Source organism: Streptomyces sp. NPDC058157, assembly GCF_042884105.1.
GTDB lineage: Bacteria > Actinomycetota > Actinomycetes > Streptomycetales > Streptomycetaceae > Streptomyces.
In genome coordinates this window covers 43083-59099 of record NZ_JBHVUQ010000026.1, presented here as the reverse complement: position 1 = coordinate 59099, position 16017 = coordinate 43083, and the positions used below count along the sequence as shown (strand labels likewise).

The 16017-nt window shown below is 73.7% G+C and carries 12 protein-coding genes, 2 tRNA genes and 1 pseudogene; 9 read left to right on the top strand and 6 right to left on the bottom strand.

Going from position 1 to position 16017, the window contains the following annotated elements; all coding sequences use genetic code 11:
• The 4 genes and pseudogenes from ACFVXK_RS09755 to ACFVXK_RS09740 form a co-directional block, all read left to right on the top strand.
• Nucleotides 1–1476, top strand: a 1476-nt coding sequence (locus tag ACFVXK_RS09755; protein ID WP_389610972.1) for an SPFH domain-containing protein, incomplete at its 5' end; no start/stop codon positions are given.
• Between the two features lie 319 nt (nt 1477–1795).
• Nucleotides 1796–2407, top strand: a complete 612-nt coding sequence (locus ACFVXK_RS09750) for a lytic polysaccharide monooxygenase (protein WP_389610971.1) — start codon at nt 1796–1798, stop codon at nt 2405–2407.
• 26 nt (nt 2408–2433) lie between these two features.
• A pseudogene (locus tag ACFVXK_RS09745) lies at nt 2434–4137 on the top strand (AMP-binding protein); the annotation flags it as partial.
• Nucleotides 4138–4968: 831 nt separating this feature from the next.
• Nucleotides 4969–5042, top strand: a tRNA-Lys gene (locus ACFVXK_RS09740).
• A gap of 89 nt (nt 5043–5131) precedes the next feature.
• Here ACFVXK_RS09740 and ACFVXK_RS09735 read toward each other — a convergent pair.
• Nucleotides 5132–5890: an IclR family transcriptional regulator C-terminal domain-containing protein gene (locus ACFVXK_RS09735; RefSeq protein ID WP_358895552.1), complete on the bottom strand. Its 759-nt coding sequence runs from the start codon at nt 5888–5890 to the stop codon at nt 5132–5134.
• A 248-nt stretch (nt 5891–6138) separates the two neighbouring features.
• Here ACFVXK_RS09735 and ACFVXK_RS09730 point away from each other — a divergent pair, with 248 nt between their 5' ends.
• The gene (locus tag ACFVXK_RS09730; protein WP_389610970.1) at nt 6139–7311 is read left to right on the top strand and encodes an LLM class flavin-dependent oxidoreductase; all 1173 of its coding nucleotides are present in this window, start codon (nt 6139–6141) and stop codon (nt 7309–7311) included.
• 276 nt (nt 7312–7587) lie between these two features.
• A complete protein-coding gene (locus ACFVXK_RS09725) occupies nt 7588–9300 on the top strand; it encodes a glycosyl hydrolase family 18 protein (RefSeq protein ID WP_389610969.1) in 1713 nt (570 codons plus the stop codon).
• A gap of 84 nt (nt 9301–9384) precedes the next feature.
• On the opposite strand, the gene ACFVXK_RS09720 is transcribed toward ACFVXK_RS09725, so the two are convergent.
• Nucleotides 9385–11289 carry a putative bifunctional diguanylate cyclase/phosphodiesterase gene (locus ACFVXK_RS09720; protein WP_389610968.1) on the bottom strand — a complete coding sequence of 635 codons (1905 nt, stop codon included), beginning with the start codon at nt 11287–11289 and terminating at the stop codon, nt 9385–9387.
• Nucleotides 11290–11697: 408 nt separating this feature from the next.
• On the opposite strand from ACFVXK_RS09720, the gene ACFVXK_RS09715 reads away from it, so the two are divergent.
• Nucleotides 11698–12897 carry a M6 family metalloprotease domain-containing protein gene (locus ACFVXK_RS09715; RefSeq protein WP_389610967.1) on the top strand — a complete coding sequence of 400 codons (1200 nt, stop codon included), beginning with the start codon at nt 11698–11700 and terminating at the stop codon, nt 12895–12897.
• Nucleotides 12898–12971: 74 nt separating this feature from the next.
• Here the strand turns inward: ACFVXK_RS09715 and ACFVXK_RS09710 are convergent.
• From ACFVXK_RS09710 to ACFVXK_RS09695, 4 genes are all read right to left on the bottom strand, one after another.
• Nucleotides 12972–13045, bottom strand: a tRNA-Lys gene (locus tag ACFVXK_RS09710).
• Nucleotides 13036–13641, bottom strand: a complete 606-nt coding sequence (locus ACFVXK_RS09705) for a bifunctional DNA primase/polymerase (RefSeq protein WP_389610966.1) — start codon at nt 13639–13641, stop codon at nt 13036–13038. The genes ACFVXK_RS09710 and ACFVXK_RS09705 overlap by 10 nt, the downstream gene beginning before the upstream one ends.
• A 92-nt stretch (nt 13642–13733) precedes the next feature.
• A complete protein-coding gene (locus ACFVXK_RS09700; protein WP_389610965.1) occupies nt 13734–14078 on the bottom strand; it encodes a hypothetical protein in 345 nt (114 codons plus the stop codon).
• A 74-nt stretch (nt 14079–14152) separates the two neighbouring features.
• Nucleotides 14153–14710, bottom strand: coding sequence for an NADPH-dependent FMN reductase (locus ACFVXK_RS09695; protein WP_389610964.1), 558 nt, complete (start codon nt 14708–14710; stop codon nt 14153–14155).
• A 136-nt stretch (nt 14711–14846) separates the two neighbouring features.
• Between ACFVXK_RS09695 and ACFVXK_RS09690 the strand changes: the two genes are divergently transcribed.
• Complete coding sequence (locus ACFVXK_RS09690; RefSeq protein ID WP_389610963.1) at nt 14847–15329, top strand: MarR family winged helix-turn-helix transcriptional regulator; 483 nt, start codon at nt 14847–14849, stop codon at nt 15327–15329.
• 9 nt (nt 15330–15338) lie between these two features.
• Nucleotides 15339–15878, top strand: a complete 540-nt coding sequence (locus ACFVXK_RS09685; protein WP_389610962.1) for an SMI1/KNR4 family protein — start codon at nt 15339–15341, stop codon at nt 15876–15878.
• Nucleotides 15879–16017 lie beyond the last annotated feature (139 nt).

Sequence of the window (16017 nt, the reverse complement as noted above, 5' to 3'; positions counted from 1 at the left end):
CCGCCCGCCCCCCCCCCGGTCCCCGACGCCCCCGCCCCCGCCGCCGCCCCCGACCCCCCGCCCCCCGCCCCCCCCCCCGCCCCCCACGCCACCCGCACGGCCCCCCACGCCCCCGCCACCCACGTGGATCAGGAACCCGCGCCCCCCGCCAGCCGCACCGCCCCCGACGCCCACGCCCACGCCACCCCGGCGGAGCCCCACGCCCCCGCAGCCGAAGGCGCCGGGCGCGGGCGCGCCCCCCGCCCGTCGGCGCAGCCCCCCGCGGGGATCCCGCATCCGCACGGCGCCGGGGTGCCCGGGCCCGGGGTGGCCGAGGTGGTCGCGCAGGCCGTCGCGCGGGGGATCGAAGGCCGACGGGAGGGGACGGCGGAGACCCCCGAGGGCCCCGGCCCCCTCGCCCGGCGTGCGCCCGTGCGCGGAGCCGCCGTCACCGAGGTCCCGGTCCACCTGCCCTTCCGCGCCCGGGCCGTGACCACCCCCGGAACCACCGCCACGGCCACCGCCACGGCCACCCCCGCGACCGCCCCCGCCCGCCGCCCCGCCGACCGCACGGCGCCGGCCGGGCGGCGGGTGCCCCGCGGGGACGAGCGGCTGCGGGAGCACCGGGGGCCCGTGCTGCCCGGGTGGACCGCCGTCGTCGTCGGCGCCCTCGCCCTCACCGGCTGCGCGGCCGTGCTGTGGCGGGCCGGGGTGGTCCCCGCCGCCCTCGTCGCCGCCTTCGGGGTGCCGCCCCGCCCCTACCACGGGCTCCGCGCCACCCACTGGCCCCCGCTCGCCTTCCTCGGCGTCGTCACCCTCCTCGCCCTCGGCGGCCTCGGCCGCGCCAAGGCCGGCCACGCCTGGGTGCTCACCCTCTTCGGCAGCTACCGCGGCACCGTCCGCCGTACCGGCCTGACCTGGATCAGCCCCCTCCTGCTGCGCCGCCGCGTGGACGTGCGGCTGCGGCACTGGCGCAGCGAGCCCATGCCCGCCGTCGACTCCGGCGGCCTCGCCCTCCAGGTGGTCGTCCAGGTCGTCTGGCAGGTCCGGGACACCGCCCGGGCCACCCTCGCCGTCGAGGACCACATCGACTACCTCGCCGAGCAGGTCGAGTCGGCGACGGCCCGCGTGCTGTCCCGGCTCCCGGCCGACGCCTTCCACGACGACGCCCCGACCCTGCGCGACGCCGAGGCCGTCGGCGAGGCGCTGACCCGCACCCTCGCCGCCGAGACCGAGGCCATCGGCATCGAGGTGTTCTCCGCCCAGCCCACCCGCATCGAGTACGCCCCGGAGGTGGCCGAGGCGATGCGCCGCCGCCGGATCGCGGCGATCGACGCCAAGCACCGGGACACCGTCCTCACCTCCGTCGTGGACGCGGTGGACGACACCGTGCACCGGCTCACCTCGCGCGGGATCGTCGAGCTGGACGACTACGAGCGCAAGGCGCTCGTGAAGGACCTCACCGTCGCCTTCTACACCGGCAGGTCCGATCAATAACCGCCACAACACCGCTCAACAGGGAAACGGGTGGCCGGTAATGACCGGACCACCCGTTTTCGCATGGGGATGGACAGGGCCAACTGCCGTCAATACTGTGGGACTTGGGACTTGGTCTAGACCTAGTCCCCGCAGGCGGCCCGCACCCCGCCCCCGCGCCCGTCCCCACCCGGGCACACCCACGCACACCCATGCGCACGACCAGCCGCACCAGCCGCACCAGCCGCGCAACCAACCACATCGGCCACATCAGCCACACCAGCTGCATCAGCCACATCAGCCCCGCCAGGCTCTCCCCCCACACCCAAGGAGCAGCATCATGCGTCCCTTCCGCATACCCGGACGCGCCGCCGGCGCCACCGCGATCGGCGCCGCCCTCCTCGCCGGCGCGACCCTGTTCACCGCCCCCACCGCCAGCGGTCACGGCTACACCGACACCCCCATCAGCCGCCAGAAGCTCTGCGCCAACAAGACCGTCCCCGACTGCGGCCCCATCCAGTGGGAGCCGCAGAGCGTCGAGGGCTACAAGGGCTTCCCGGCGGCCGGTCCCGCCGACGGCCAGATCTGTTCCGGCGGCCACAGCGAGTTCGCCCAGCTCGACGACCCCCGCGGCGGCACCTGGCCCGCGACCAAGGTGAACTCCGGCCAGCCCTTCGACTTCCGCTGGCAGTTCACCGCCAACCACTCCACCACCGACTTCAAGTACTACGTCACCAAGAACGGCTGGGACCCCACCAAGCCCCTCACCCGCGCCTCCCTCGACCCCCAGCCCTTCCTCGTCGTCCCCTACAACGGCGGCCGCCCGGACATGACCACCATCCACCGCGGCGCCATGCCCGCCGGCAAGACGGGCCGGCACATGATCCTCGCCGTCTGGACCGTCAACGACACCGCGATGGCCTTCTACGCCTGCTCCGACGTTCAGTTCTGACGCAACGTCAGCTACCCTCCGGCGGCATGCGGACGACGACCGAAACCGACCCCGGACCCGAGACCGTCGCGGAGCTCATCGCGCGCCAGTGGGGCGACCACCGGCCCGGCCTGAAGTACGGCGCGGGAGCCGGAGCCGGAGCCGGAGCCGGAGCCGGGGCCAGGGCCGGGGCCAGGGCCGGAGCCGCGGTCGGCCCCGGCCCCGGCCCCGGGACCACCCGGACACCGCCGACCGTCCTCACCCGCCACCGGACCGCCCAGGAGGCCGCCGCCCGCGCCGCGCTCCTCACCGACCTCCTGCCGCCGGACGCGGAGCCGCACGTGGGGGTGCTGCTCGACAACACCCCCGAGTTCCCCTTCTGGCTCGGCGCGGCGGCCCTCGCCGGGGCCGCCGTCGCCGGGATCAACCCCACCCGCCGCGGCCCCGAGCTGGCCCGCGACATCCTCCACACCGACTGCCGCCTCCTCGTCACCGAGCCCGCCCACCTCCCGCTCCTGCGCGGCCTGGACCTGCCCGGCGTACGGATCCTCGTCACCGGCACCGAGGAGTACGAGGCCCTGCTCGCCCCCTATGCAGCCGCCAAGCCCGGCGAGGCCCACGTCCGCCCCGGCGGCCCCCGCCCGGGCACCCGGCTGCTCCTCTACTTCACCTCCGGCTCCACCGGCGCCCCCAAGGCCGCCCTCTGCAGCCAGGGCCGCCTCGCCGGCGCGGGCCACTCGCTCGCCCGCCAGTTCCGGGTCACCCCCGACGACGTCCACTACGTCTGCATGCCCCTCTTCCACGGCAACGCCGTCATGGCCTGCTGGCTGCCCGCCCTCGCCGCCGGCGCCCCCGTCGCCCTGCGCCGCCGCTTCTCCGCCTCCGCCTTCCTGGACGACGTACGCGACTACGGGGCCACCTACTTCACCTACGTCGGCCGCGCCGTCCAGTACCTCCTGGCCACCGGCCCCCGCCCCGACGACCGCGAGCACACCCTGCGCCTCGGCTTCGGCACCGAGGCCGGAGCCGTGGACGCGGCCCGCTTCGAGGAGCGGTTCGGGGTCCGCCTGGTCGAGGGGTACGGGGCCACCGAGGGCGGCGCCTCCGTCCAGCGGACCCCCGACACCCCACCCGGCGCCCTCGGCCGGGCCGCCGCGGGCGACGACCTGGCCGTCGTCGACCCGGAGACGGGCCGCGACTGCCCCCCGGCCGACCTCGACGCGCACGGCCGCCTCCGCAACGGCGACGAGGCCATAGGCGAACTCGTCAACCGGGGCCGCAACCGCTTCGAGGGCTACTGGCGCAACCCCGAGGCCGAGGCCGCCCGCACCCGCGCCGACTGGTACTGGACCGGCGACCTGTTCTTCCGGGACCCGGACGGCTTCCTCTACTTCGCGGGCCGCACCGACGACCGGCTGCGCGTCGACAGCGAGAACCTGGCCGCCGCGATGATCGAGAACATCCTGGCCCGCTGGGAGCCCGCGGCCGCCGTCGCCGTGTACGCGGTCCCGGACGAGGCGGCGGGGGACCAGGTGATGGCCGCCGTGGCCCTGCGCGAGGGCGCGTCCTTCGACCCGGAGGCCTTCACCGCCTTCCTCGCCGCCCAGCCGGACCTGGGGACGAAGATGGCCCCGCGCTACGTGCGGATCCTGGACGCCATGCCCGTCACGGCGACCAACAAGGTCCACCGGGCCGCCCTGCGCCGTACCGGGTTCCTGTGCCCCGAGCCCGTCTGGCACCGCGTCGCCGGGACCTCCTGGAGCGCTGAGCGGAACCGGAGGGCGCGAACGGCCCTCTTCCCCGGGGAGGGGGTTCCCCATGACGACCACACCACCCACCACGCCACCCACCACACCACCCACCGCACCATCGGCCGCGAAGGCCTGGGTGGCCACGGCGGCCCTGCTCCTGAGCCTCGCCCTGGCGGCCTGCGGCACGCAGGGGACGGACCGGGCCGCCGCCCCGCCCCCACCCCTGCCGCCCACCCCGACCTGCGCCCACTCCGCCCAGAACCTCCCCACGGAGGAGGACCCGGGCACCCCGCAGCCCCCGACGGACGAGGACCCGGGCACGCCCCAGCCCCCGACGGACGAGGACCCGGGCACCCACCAGCCCCCCACCGAAGAGGACCCCGGCACCCCCCAGCCCCCCACCGACCAGGACCCCGGCACCCCCGGCCCGCCCACCGACGGCGGCGACGGCGGCTCCGCGCGCCCCTGCCCGGTCGTGGACGGCTGGTACGACATGACCCGCGAGTTCAACGCCTACTACGCCCGCCACCGCGGCGACCCGGACCGGCTCGTGCCGTCCCGCGGTACGCAGGAGGTCCGGGTCCGCAAGGCGGGCGGGAGCTCCGAGGCCCGGGTCGTCTTCACCACCGGTTCCGTCGGCAAGGGCCTCGGCGAGGACGCCCGCCGGGTCGCGCACCTCTTCGCGGAATGGCGCCACGAGGTCTACGGGGACACCGGCACGGTCCGGGTCCGCACCCCCGACGGGACCGAGGTCGCCGCCCTCCCCTGGTGACCGCGCGGAACCGGTTTGGAGCACCCCTGGGGAGCAGGTAGTATTTTCTCTGTCAGCAGGCGCCGCTAGCTCAGTTGGTTAGAGCAGCTGACTCTTAATCAGCGGGTCCGGGGTTCGAGTCCCTGGCGGCGCACCTGATCTTCGGGCGGTTTCCGGTTCACCGGGAACCGCCCGAAGTGCATTCCGGGCCGGCCCGGACCGGCCCGGGCCGCCGGGCCCCGCTCAGAGCGTGAGCGACAGCAGCAGCGGCGCGGCCTTCCGGTTCAGCTCGTCCGCCGCCGCGCGCAGCCGGTGCGCGTGCTCGACGGGCATGGACAGGGCCAGGCAGCCCACGGCCGCCCCGGCCGTGATCGGCACCGCCGCGCAGACCGTGCCCACGGCGTACTCCTGGAGGTCCAGCACGGGCACGGTGGCCGGCTGGCTGTCCAGCTTGGAGAACAGGATCCGCTCGTTCACGATCGTCTTCGACGTCAGGCGGGCGATCTTGTGGCGGGACAGGTGGTCGCGCCGTCCGTTCTGGTCGAGCTGGGTGAGCAGGCACTTGCCGACCGCGCTGGCGTGCGCCGCGGAGCGGAAGTCGACCCACTCGTGGACCTTGGGGGTGCGCGGACTGTCCGCGAACTGGGTGATCCGGACCTCGCCGTCCACGTAACGGCTGATGTAGACGGCCGCGCCGACGGAGTCGCGCAGCCGGTCGAGGGTGTCCTGGAGCTTCTCCTGGAGGGCTTGCCGGCGGTCGGACCCGGACCCGAGCAGGACGAGGGAGTCGCCTATGGCGTAGGCGCCGTCGGAGACCTGGAGCACGTACCCTTCCCGGCGCAGCATGAGCAGCATCGGGGTGAGATGGACCGCGGGCAGGCCGGTCTCACGCGCGATCTGCACGTCGGTCACACCACCGGTGTGCCGCGAGATCGTTTCGAGTACGCGCAGGGCGTACTGCACCGAGTGGAACGGCGCGGTCGGCTCGGGCTTCAGCGCCACGGTTTCCCCCTACCAGGTTGTTACCGCTTGCTCTACCACGATAGCCATCAAGAGGCCCACGTGGAGCGTCTGTTGAGGAGATTGATGGCTCAATCGAGCCCCTCTGACCTGGTCTATCCGCCTGGCATATGCCAAGGTCATGGACCTGTCCCGGTCTGCCGGGAATGCCCGGCGCGCGGTCTCCGTTCCCCTTCTCCGTACGGGCGCCCACTGGGGCGCACGAGCCGGACGGAACGGGAGCGACGACGATGAGCGACACCGAGGCCACGGGCCCCGAGGGTACGGGACCCGACGCGGGCGGAGCCGGCGCGACGGGGTCCGGCGCGCCCGCCCCCGGCGCTCCGGAGGCCGCCCCCGCAGGCCCGGTGCGCGGGACCGTCCGCGGTACGGCGCCGGTGCCGCTGTCCGTCCTCGACCTGGTCACCGTCGGCGCCGGCAGCACCGCCCACGCCTCCCTGCGCACCAGCGTGGAGATATCCCGGCTCGCCGAGTCCCGCGGCTACCACCGGCACTGGGTCGCCGAGCACCACTCCATGCCCGGGGTCGCCAGCTCCTCCCCGGCGGTGATCCTGGCCCACGTCGCCGCGCACACCTCCCGCATCCGCCTCGGCTCGGGCGGGGTCATGCTGCCCAACCACGCGCCGCTGGCCGTCGCCGAGCAGTTCGGCACCCTGGAGGCCCTCGCCCCGGGCCGGGTCGACCTCGGGCTGGGCCGGGCGCCGGGCACCGACCCGCGTACGGCCGCCGCGCTGCGCGGGCCCGGACGGCTGGACGAGGCGGCGGACGAGTTCCCCCGGCGGCTCGCGGAGCTGACCCGCTTCCTCGACGACGACTTCCCCGACGGGCACCCGTACGCCCGCGTGCACGCCGTCCCCGGCCCGGTCCAGGGGCCCGCCGCCCGGCCCCCGGTCTGGCTGCTGGGCTCGTCCGGCTTCAGCGCCCGCCTCGCGGGGGAGCTCGGGCTGCCGTTCGCGTACGCCCACCACTTCTCCGCCGCCGGCACCCTGCCCGCCCTGGACCTCTACCGGCAGAGCTTCCGCCCCTCGGCCGTGCTGGACGCCCCGTACGCGCTCATCGGGGTCTCGGCGCTCGCCGCCGACACGGCGGAGGAGGCCCGCGCCCAGGTGCTCACCGGGGCGCTGTCGATGCTGCGGCTGCGCAGCGGCCGGCCCGGGCTGGTGCCGACGCCCGAGGAGGCGGCCGCGTACCCCTTCACCCCGCTGGAGCGGGAGTTCGTGGACGGCTGGCTCGCGAACATCGTCCACGGCACCCCCGACGAGGTCCGCTCCGGGCTCGACGCGCTGGTGGCGCGGACGGGCGCGGACGAGCTGATGCTGACCGCGAACGCGCACGGCGGGGCCGCCCGGCTGCGCTCGTACGGGCTCGTCGCAGATGCGTACAGCATGCCCGTGACCGCCTAGTTCCGGACTCGATTCCAACCGGACGCAGGAGAACGGGGTTTGGCTGGTTTGTTGCCGAAAGCTTGCCGGAGCATGACCTAAGGCAGCCTTAAACCGCTCGTCACCCGGGGTGGCGGGCGGTTTCTGCTGTGCTCCCACGCCTCTGACGAGGGGATTTACCGGCCCAGTGGTCTAGTCCTTATTTGGTCCAAACCATTGACTGGGGTGCGCCGTGATCGCTATCACTTCTCTCACCCGAAGCTGATGCCCTCCCCTCCCACCCCCCGGAGGCAGTTCATGCACATCCGTAAACCCCTCGTCGCGGCCGCCGCCACGGCCGCGCTGGCCGCCGGGGCACTGGCCGCCTTCGCGGGAATCGGCACCGCCCAGGCCGCCGGCGCGGCCACCGGCTCCGCAGCCGCCGCCGGCGGCGTGCGGATCGCGTACTACGACCAGTGGAGCGTGTACGGCAACGCGTTCTACCCCAAGCACCTGGACACCCGGGGCATCGCGGGCAAGCTCGACGTCATCAACTACTCGTTCGGCAACATCCACCCCACCGACCTCACCTGCTTCGAGGCGAACAAGGCGGCGGGCGACGACAACAACCCCAACGCCGGTGACGGGGCGGGCGACTCGTACGCCGACTACAGCAAGTCCTTCAGTGCGGCCGACAGCGTCAGCGGGGTCGCCGACAAGTGGGACCAGCCGATCGTGGGCGTCTTCAACCAGTTCAAGCAGCTGAAGGCCAAGTACCCCAACCTGAAGATCAACATATCGATCGGCGGCTGGACCTACTCCAAGTACTTCAGCGACGCGGCGAAGACCGACGCCTCCCGCAAGAAGTTCGTGTCCTCCTGCATCGACCAGTACATCAAGGGCAACATCCCCAAGGCCGACGGCTACGGCGGCTCCGGCACGGCGGCCGGGATCTTCGACGGCATCGACATCGACTGGGAGTACCCCGGCTCCTCCGGCGGCCACCTCGGCAACCACTACGCGCCCGAGGACAAGCAGAACTTCACCCTGCTGCTCAAGGAGTTCCGCGACCAGCTCGACGCCTACGGCCAGGCCAACGGCGGCAAGAAGTACCTGCTCACCGCGGCCCTCCCGGCCGGCCAGGACAAGATCAAGTACATCGAGACGGACAAGATCGGTTCGTACCTCGACTACGCGAACATCATGACGTACGACATGCACGGCGCCTGGGACGGCGACGGGCCGACCTACCACCAGTCCCCGCTGCTGAACTCGCCCGCCGACCCGACCGACCCGATCGCCCCGGGCACCCAGAAGTACGGCGTCAAGAACGCCATCGACTCCTGGCTCGACGGCAACCCGGCCTACGGCATCGCGGGCGGCTTCCCCGCCAACAAGCTGACCCTGGGCTACGAGTTCTACTACCGCGGCTGGAAGGGCGTCCCCGCCGGCACCACCAACGGCCTCGCCCAGACCGCCACCGGCCCCTCCGGCGCCCGCCCGACCTCGCAGCAGGCCGGCATCGCCAACTACAAGGAGCTCGGCGGCATCGTCGACAACCCGGCGACCACCTTCTGGGACGACCAGGCCAAGGCCTCGTACTTCTACAAGGACGGCGAGTTCTTCACCGGCCTGAACCAGAAGTCCATCCAGGCCCGCGTCGACTACGGCAAGAGCCGCGGCCTGGCCGGCGCGATGATGTACTCCCTGCTCGGCCTGGACGACAAGACCACCCTGCTGAACCAGATCAACGACGCCCTCGGCGGGACCACCACGCCCCCCACCACCCCGCCGACCACGCCTCCCACGACTCCGCCCACCACCCCGCCCACGACGCCCCCGACCACCCCGCCGACCACGCCGCCGGCCGGCTGCGGCAGCACCCCGGCGTACGTCGCGGGCCAGGTCTACACCGGCGGCAGCGAGGTCGCGTACAACGGCCACAAGTGGAAGGCCCAGTGGTGGACGCAGAACGAGGTGCCCGGCACCACCGGTGAATGGGGCGTCTGGAAGGACCTCGGCGCCTGCTGATCCCCCCACCCGGCGCCGAGCGCCGGCCGCCCCCGAGCCCCTTCCCGGGCCGGGGGCGGCCGTGCGCCCGGGGGCGCGGCGACCTCAGAGCCCGCTGACGTCCGGCCGGGCGCTGATCATCTCGGCGATCCGCTCCGGGGCCACCGCGCGCGAGTACAGCCAGCCCTGACCGGTGTCGCACCCCACCCGCCGCAGCCGGGCCGCCTGCCCGGCGGTCTCCACGCACTCGGCGGTCACCGTCAGCCCCAGCCGGTGCGCCAGCTGCACCAGGGCCTCCACGATCGTCTCGTCGGCCGGGTTCGGGTGCGTGCCCTCCTCGTAGCGGAAGCCGCGCACGAAGGACCCGTCCAGCTTCAGCACCGACACCGGCAGCCGCGACAGGTAGGCCAGGTTCGAGTACCCGGTGCCGAAGTCGTCGATCGCGATCCGCACGCCCATGTCGCTGAGCGCCTGGAGGGCCTGCAGGGGCCGCCCCGCCGAACCCATCACCGCGGACTCCGTCAGCTCCAGCTGGAGCAGCTGCGGGGCCAGCCCGGTCTCGGCGAGGATCTCCGCCACGTCCCCGACCAGGTCCGAGTCCCACACCTGGCGCACGGCCACGTTCACCGACACGAACACCGGGGAGTCGCTGGGCTGCTCGATCTGCCAGCGCCGCGCCTGCCGGCAGGCCGTGCGCAGCACCCACTGGCCCAGCTGCACGATCGACCCGTCCTCCTCGGCGATCCCGATGAACCGATTCGGCGTCAACGTGCCGAACTGCGGGTGGTTCCAGCGCACCAGAGCCTCCACCCCGCGCACCACCCCGCTCTCCAGGTCCACCAGCGGCTGGTACTCCAGCTCGAACTCGCCGCCCTCGACGGCCGGGCGCAGCGAACTGGAGAGCGCCTGCCGCGTCATCCGGTGCGCGTTGCGCTCGGGGTCGAAGAGGGTCCAGCGGGCCTTGCCGTCGGCCTTCGCCCAGTACAGGGTCGTGTCCGCCGCCTGCATCAGGCCCGTCGCCGAGGTCCCGGCGGCGTCCCGCTCCACCACGCCGATCGACGCGGACACCGAGAGCCGCTGCCCGGCCAGGTCGAAGGGCTCCTGGACGGCGGCCAGCACGCTGCGCGCCAGGTCCGCGAGCTGCTCGGTGCCGGTGGAGTCCTCGACCAGCAGCGCGAACTCGTCGCCGCCGAGCCGGGCCACGAGGTGCCCGCCCGAACGCCCGTAGCCGGACTGGTCGGCGCAGTGCGTCAGCCGGGCCGCGACGGCGGTCAGCAGCCGGTCGCCGACCCGGTGGCCCAGGGTGTCGTTGACGGCCTTGAACCCGTCGAGGTCCAGGTAGCACAGGCCGATCCGGCCCGTCCCGCCGCTGCCGTACGCGGAGGCCTCCAGGGCCGCCGAGAGTCGCTCGAAGAACAGCGCCCGGTTGGGCAGCCGGGTCACCGGGTCGTGCATCTGGAGGTGGCGCAGCCGCGCCTGGAGGTCGCGCCGGTCGCTGATGTCGGCGACGGACAGCAGCACGTCCTGGGTGCCGGGCACGGGGCCCAGGGTGACCTCGGTCCACAGCGAGTGCCCGTCGGGGTGCTTGAGGCGGCGGGTGCAGCGCAGCCGGGCCTGCCGCCCGCGCAGCACCTCCTGGTACGCCTGCCAGGTGCGGGCCTCGGCGGCCAGGTCCACCAGGTCGGCGGCGCACTGCCCGGTGAGCTCGTGCGGCTCGCCGCCCAGCAGGGCGGCCAGCGCCCGGTTGGCGGCGATGACGTCGCCGCCGCGGCCGACGAGGGCCATGGCGAGGTGCGCCGCGTCGAAGGCGGCGCGGTAGTCCCGGCTTTCGCCCGCTGCCGGACCGCCGATCACCCCGGCCGCCCTGACGTCGGCGCCGGTGCCGGCGGCCGCGATCCGCGCCGGCGGTGCGGACATGCCCGGCACGGCCGGCACTGCTGGGTGACGCTCCGTAAGGGCCGATCGGATGCTGTCGGCCGCCGAACCGGTTCCCTCTGAGCTTCCGTTCACCCTTGGCTCCCGCAGTGTTCGTGAGTGTCGGTGCAGGAAAGTGTGCCGATCATAGAGGCTGCCGGGGGCCCTATCCAGCGGCGTCGCCGTGTGGGGCACGGGCCGTCGCCGTGCTGACGTTCCGTCGGCCGGTTCCTGACGTTCCGTCGACCATCGCCGGGTGACCGATTCCGCACGCCCGTGAGCACACCGGGACCAGGTCTGATCCCGGGTGACCGGTCGTGACGTTCCGTACGTCCGTGCGTCAGCTCCGGGGGTCACCGGCTTGCCGTAGTGCTCACTCGTGTGGGGCAGAGGAACGGGGCATAAGTAAGACAATCACCTCAAGGTGGATGGAACAGGACGAATCCACCACCGGAGGTCGATGTGCCGCGACAGCTGACACCCGGGGGAGTGGACCGCTCCCGCATGCGAAGTACGGCGGCCATCCTCACCTCGATGACGGCGCTCGCCGCCATGTCACTCGTCGCGGGACCCGCCGTGGCCGCGAGCCCCGCCACCGGCGGGCCCTGTGCGCTGACCCGCACGGCCGCGCACCACTCCCTCGGCCTGGACACCTGGAACCGGGCCTACCCCAAGCCGGTGCGCACGCTCCACGCGGTGATGGTCTTCCTCTCCTTCCCTGACCACCGGACAGCCGTGACGCCGAAGGAGCTGGCCGCCGACTACTTCCCGGCGACCAGCGACTTCTTCGAGCGGGCCTCCTACGGCCGCTTCCGGCTGGTCCCGCACCCGCAGCAGCAGTGGATCAGGATGCCCCGCCCGTCGACCGCGTACGGGATACGGCGCGACTGGGCCCCGGACGCCCGGGCCGCCTACCTGCGGGACGCGGTGGCCGCCGCCGATCCGTCGGTGGACTTCAGCCGGTACGACATCGTGTACTTCGTCGCCGACCCCAACGCCCCGGGCGTGGACTCCGACGCCACCAAGGTCGTCAACTTCGACCGCCCCCTGCGGGCCGACGGCACCGACCTGAGGCGGATCGTCACCGTCTTCGAGCGGCACCCGCCGGACCGCAACGTGCTGGCGCACGAGACCGGGCACGTCTTCGACCTGCCCGACCTCTACCACCGCCCGACGGACGGCAAGGGCGACTGGGACACGTACGTCGGCGACTGGGACGTCATGGGCAGCCAGTTCGGGATGGCCCCGGACCTGTTCGGCTGGCAGAAGTGGAAGCTGGGCTGGCTGGACGCCTCCCAGGTCGACTGCGTGCGCTCCGGGACCTCCCTGCACACCCTCCAGCCGCTCTCGCAGCCCCTGCGGCCCGGAGCCACCGGCGGCACCCGCCTCGCGGTGATCCGCACGGGCACCGGCAGCGCGATCGCGGTCGAGGCGCGCGCCTCCGCCGGCAACGACGGGGACACCTGCACGGAGGGGGTGCTGGTCTACCGGGTCCGCAACGAGGCGGCCTCGGGCGGCGGCCCCATCGAGGTGCTGGACGGCCATCCCCGCACGGAGGCCTGCTGGGACCGCTCGGTGTACCCGCCGCTGGCGGACGCCCCGCTGGAGGTGGGGGAGACCTTCACCGTCCCGGGGGAGCACATCACCATCGAGGTGGCGGACCGGACGCTGTCCGGGGCGTACACGGTGAAGATCACGACCTGAGGCCGGACGTCTGGCACCGGACGCCGGACACGAAGAAGGCCCCCACTCGATGAGTGGGGGCCTTCTCCCGTCTGTGCGCCGCCAGGGACTCGAACCCCGGACCCGCTGATTAAGAGTCAGCTGCTCTAACCAACTGAGCTAGCGGCGCTTGCTGACGTCGTAGACATTAGCATCCGGATCCGCCGGACCGGAAATCGATACCGGGGCCGGACCCCGCGCGGCGTGCAGGAACGCCCACAGCAGACAGTCGGGGCCGGGCAGCCAGGGCAGCCGGGTGTCCGGCGCCACCAGCCACCGGGAGGGCCCGGAGCCGGGCCGCAGCGGGGGCACGGTCACGGCGTCGCCGTGGCCGTGGCACAGCGGCGCCGGGGCCGGTGTGGCCGGTCCCCACTCCTCCCAGGCGAGCAGTGCGGGGAGGCGGTGGGCGGTCCCGGGCGAGGCGAACAGCAGCATCCGCCCCCGGTGCACGGCGGCGGGCCCCGACCCGGGCCCGCGCTCCCACAGCAGGTCGAGCATCCGCCGGCCGAGCACGAGCGGAACGTTGACGACGTCGAAGGCGGTCCCGCACGGCAGCACGGCGTGCGCGTCGGGCCGCCCCTGCCACACCGCGAGGGTGCTCCCCGGGTGCACGCAGGCGGAGGCCAGCCAGGCGGCACCCTGCGGGGTGACCTGGGTGGCGGGCGCGGTGCGCGCGTCGATGCCGTCGAGGGCGGGGCGGGCGGCGGCCGTCGTCAGGATCGTCATATGCCAATGTCTACCGCGCGTAGTGTGTCGGTTCCCACGAGTTACCGAAAACCGGGACAGGGCGGGGTCGGATGCGGTATTTTGCCCGGCCCTCAGGCCTCCGGCGGGGTGCCGCGCTGGAGGTCCTCGCCGAACTCGATCATGCGGCGGGCGTAGTCCTCGGTCCATTCCGCCGCCTCGGCGATCGCGGACGGGGAGAGGCGGTCGAAGCGGCGGGGGTCGGCCAGCTGGGCCGCCGCCAGGGCCTGGAACTCCTCGGCCCGGCTCTGGGCGGCCCGGAAGGCCAGCGTCAGCTCGGTCGCGCGTGCCAGCAGTTCCCGCGGGTCCTCGATCGACTCCAGGTCGAAGAAGTGCTCCGGGTCCGCGACGGCCTCCGAGGGCTCGAAGAGCAGCGGCGCCGGCCGCTGCCTCCGCTCGGTCCGTTCGGGCTCTGCCATGCGTGTCCTCCTGCGCGTACGAAATTCCTCCGGGCCACCCTCCATTGTCCAGCGCCTGGCAAGGGTGCCGGGCGTCACGCCGTGGCGGGCTCCTTCACCAGCGCGGCGATGTCGTCGAGCACGCCCGACACCTCGGCCGCCAGGCCCTCCGGCGCGGCGAAGCCGTCGGCGCCGAGCAGGCCGAGGACGCCGGGGACCGCCGCCGAGCGGGCCGCGGGCACCATGCCGACCTGGGTGAGCACCGGCAGCAGCATCTCGGCGGCCGGGGTGCCGCCCGTGCCGCCCGCGCTGTAGCTGACGATGCCGACCGGCTTGCCCTGCCACTCGGCGTAGAGGAAGTCGACGGCGTTCTTGAAGGGCGCGGTGAAGCCGCCGTTGTACATCGGCAGGACGAACAGGAACGCCTCGGCCGGCTCGATGAGCGCGCTCCAGTCGCGGGTGTGCTGGTGGGTGTAGTTGCCGCTGGAGGGGAACTCCGGCTCGTCCAGGAACGGGAGGGCCACCTCGGCGAGGTCGACCGGGGTCACCTCGAAGGAGCCGTGCTCGCGGGCGAGGTCCGCCACCCAGCGGGCGAGGGGGCCGCCGGCGGAGGTGGGGCGGTGGGCGGCGTAGATGACGTGCAGGCGGGTCATGGCGCGAACTCCCGTTCGGTGCGGAGGTGATGGTGCTGGTGCAGCCTTGTTGTTGATGTGTCACGTAGACAACTCGATGGTGCGTGATATGTCAACTAGGTAGGTGATGTGTCACCAACCTGGTTAGGCTGCCCCCATGACCGAAGTGCCCGAGTCCGCCCACCCCCGCTGGCTCACCGAGTCCGAACAGGACGCCTGGTACGCCTGGCGCCGGATGTTCCCCCTCGTCAACGCCGAGATCGCCCGCGACCTGCACCAGGACAGCGCGCTCTCCGAAGCCGACTACGACGTCCTGTCGGTGCTCGGCTCCACCGACGGCCACCGCATGCGCATCACCGCGCTCGCCTGCCTGATGAGCTGGTCCCGCAGCCGCCTCTCCCACCAGCTCACCCGCATGGAACAGCGCGGCCTGGTGCGCCGCGAGGAGGTCGCCTGCGACGGCCGGGGCGCGGAGGTGGTGCTCACCGGCGACGGTGTGGACGCGATCACCGACGCGGCCCCGCGGCACGTCGAGTCCGTACGCCGCCACCTGATCGACGTCCTGACCCCCGATCAGCTGCGCACCTTCGCCGAGGTCGGCGAGACCCTCCGCCGCACCTTCGGCGCCACCCGCAAGTAGGGTCGGCCGATGACCGAGGACGAACTGGCCGACGCCGAGCGCGGGCTCGGGATCCGCTTTCCCGACGAGTACCGCGCCTACCTGCGCGACGCCGCCGACGGGGCCGCCCACCGGGTGGTGCGGACGGAGGCGGGCTGGCGGTGGCCGGGCGACCGGCGGCTGCGGCCCGACCTGCTGCCCGTGCCCTTCCCGCACCCCGACTCCTACACGGGGGCCGACGCGGCGCTGTGGGCGCGCGAGCCCCTGGCCGCGGACTACCCGGACGAGGCCTCCCACCAGGCGGCCTGGGAGGCCTGGGACGCGGAATGCGAGGAGTTCGAGGAGTGGCGGACCGCGGGCGCCGTGCTCCTGGAAGAACACGGCTGCGGCTTCGCCACCCTGCTGGCGGTGACCGGTCCGCTGGCCGGGACCGTGTGGTGGGACGGCCGCGCCAGCTGCGACCGCATCGTCCCGCTCTCCCTCGACCACGGCGGCGGAGCCGGGCCGGTCACCTTCGGCGAGTGGCTCGGCCGCAGCTCCTGGGACCTCCTCCCGCCCGGCTGGGGGTAGCCCCTACGGCCGTCAGGGCACGCGGTGTTCGGTGAGGTGGGCGAGGACCGAGTGGTTGGCCTCCCAGCCGTCCGGGGCTGTGTTCTTCGGCCGCCTCCGGCGGCGGGCCGGACTCCGTCCGGCGTTGCCGGGGCCGGCC

What these genes read in the sequence shown, in the direction of transcription:
- ACFVXK_RS09700 (WP_389610965.1), bottom strand. Translation starts at nt 14,078, where the DNA reads ATGGCAGAGCCCGAACGGACCGAGCGGAGGCAGCGGCCGGCGCCGCTG.
- ACFVXK_RS09690 (WP_389610963.1), top strand. Translation starts at nt 14,847, where the DNA reads ATGACCGAAGTGCCCGAGTCCGCCCACCCCCGCTGGCTCACCGAGTCC.
- ACFVXK_RS09685 (WP_389610962.1), top strand. Translation starts at nt 15,339, where the DNA reads ATGACCGAGGACGAACTGGCCGACGCCGAGCGCGGGCTCGGGATCCGC.
- ACFVXK_RS09725 (WP_389610969.1), top strand. Translation starts at nt 7,588, where the DNA reads ATGCACATCCGTAAACCCCTCGTCGCGGCCGCCGCCACGGCCGCGCTG.
- ACFVXK_RS09695 (WP_389610964.1), bottom strand. Translation starts at nt 14,710, where the DNA reads ATGACCCGCCTGCACGTCATCTACGCCGCCCACCGCCCCACCTCCGCC.
- ACFVXK_RS09750 (WP_389610971.1), top strand. Translation starts at nt 1,796, where the DNA reads ATGCGTCCCTTCCGCATACCCGGACGCGCCGCCGGCGCCACCGCGATC.
- ACFVXK_RS09730 (WP_389610970.1), top strand. Translation starts at nt 6,139, where the DNA reads ATGAGCGACACCGAGGCCACGGGCCCCGAGGGTACGGGACCCGACGCG.
- ACFVXK_RS09705 (WP_389610966.1), bottom strand. Translation starts at nt 13,641, where the DNA reads ATGACGATCCTGACGACGGCCGCCGCCCGCCCCGCCCTCGACGGCATC.
- ACFVXK_RS09715 (WP_389610967.1), top strand. Translation starts at nt 11,698, where the DNA reads ATGCGAAGTACGGCGGCCATCCTCACCTCGATGACGGCGCTCGCCGCC.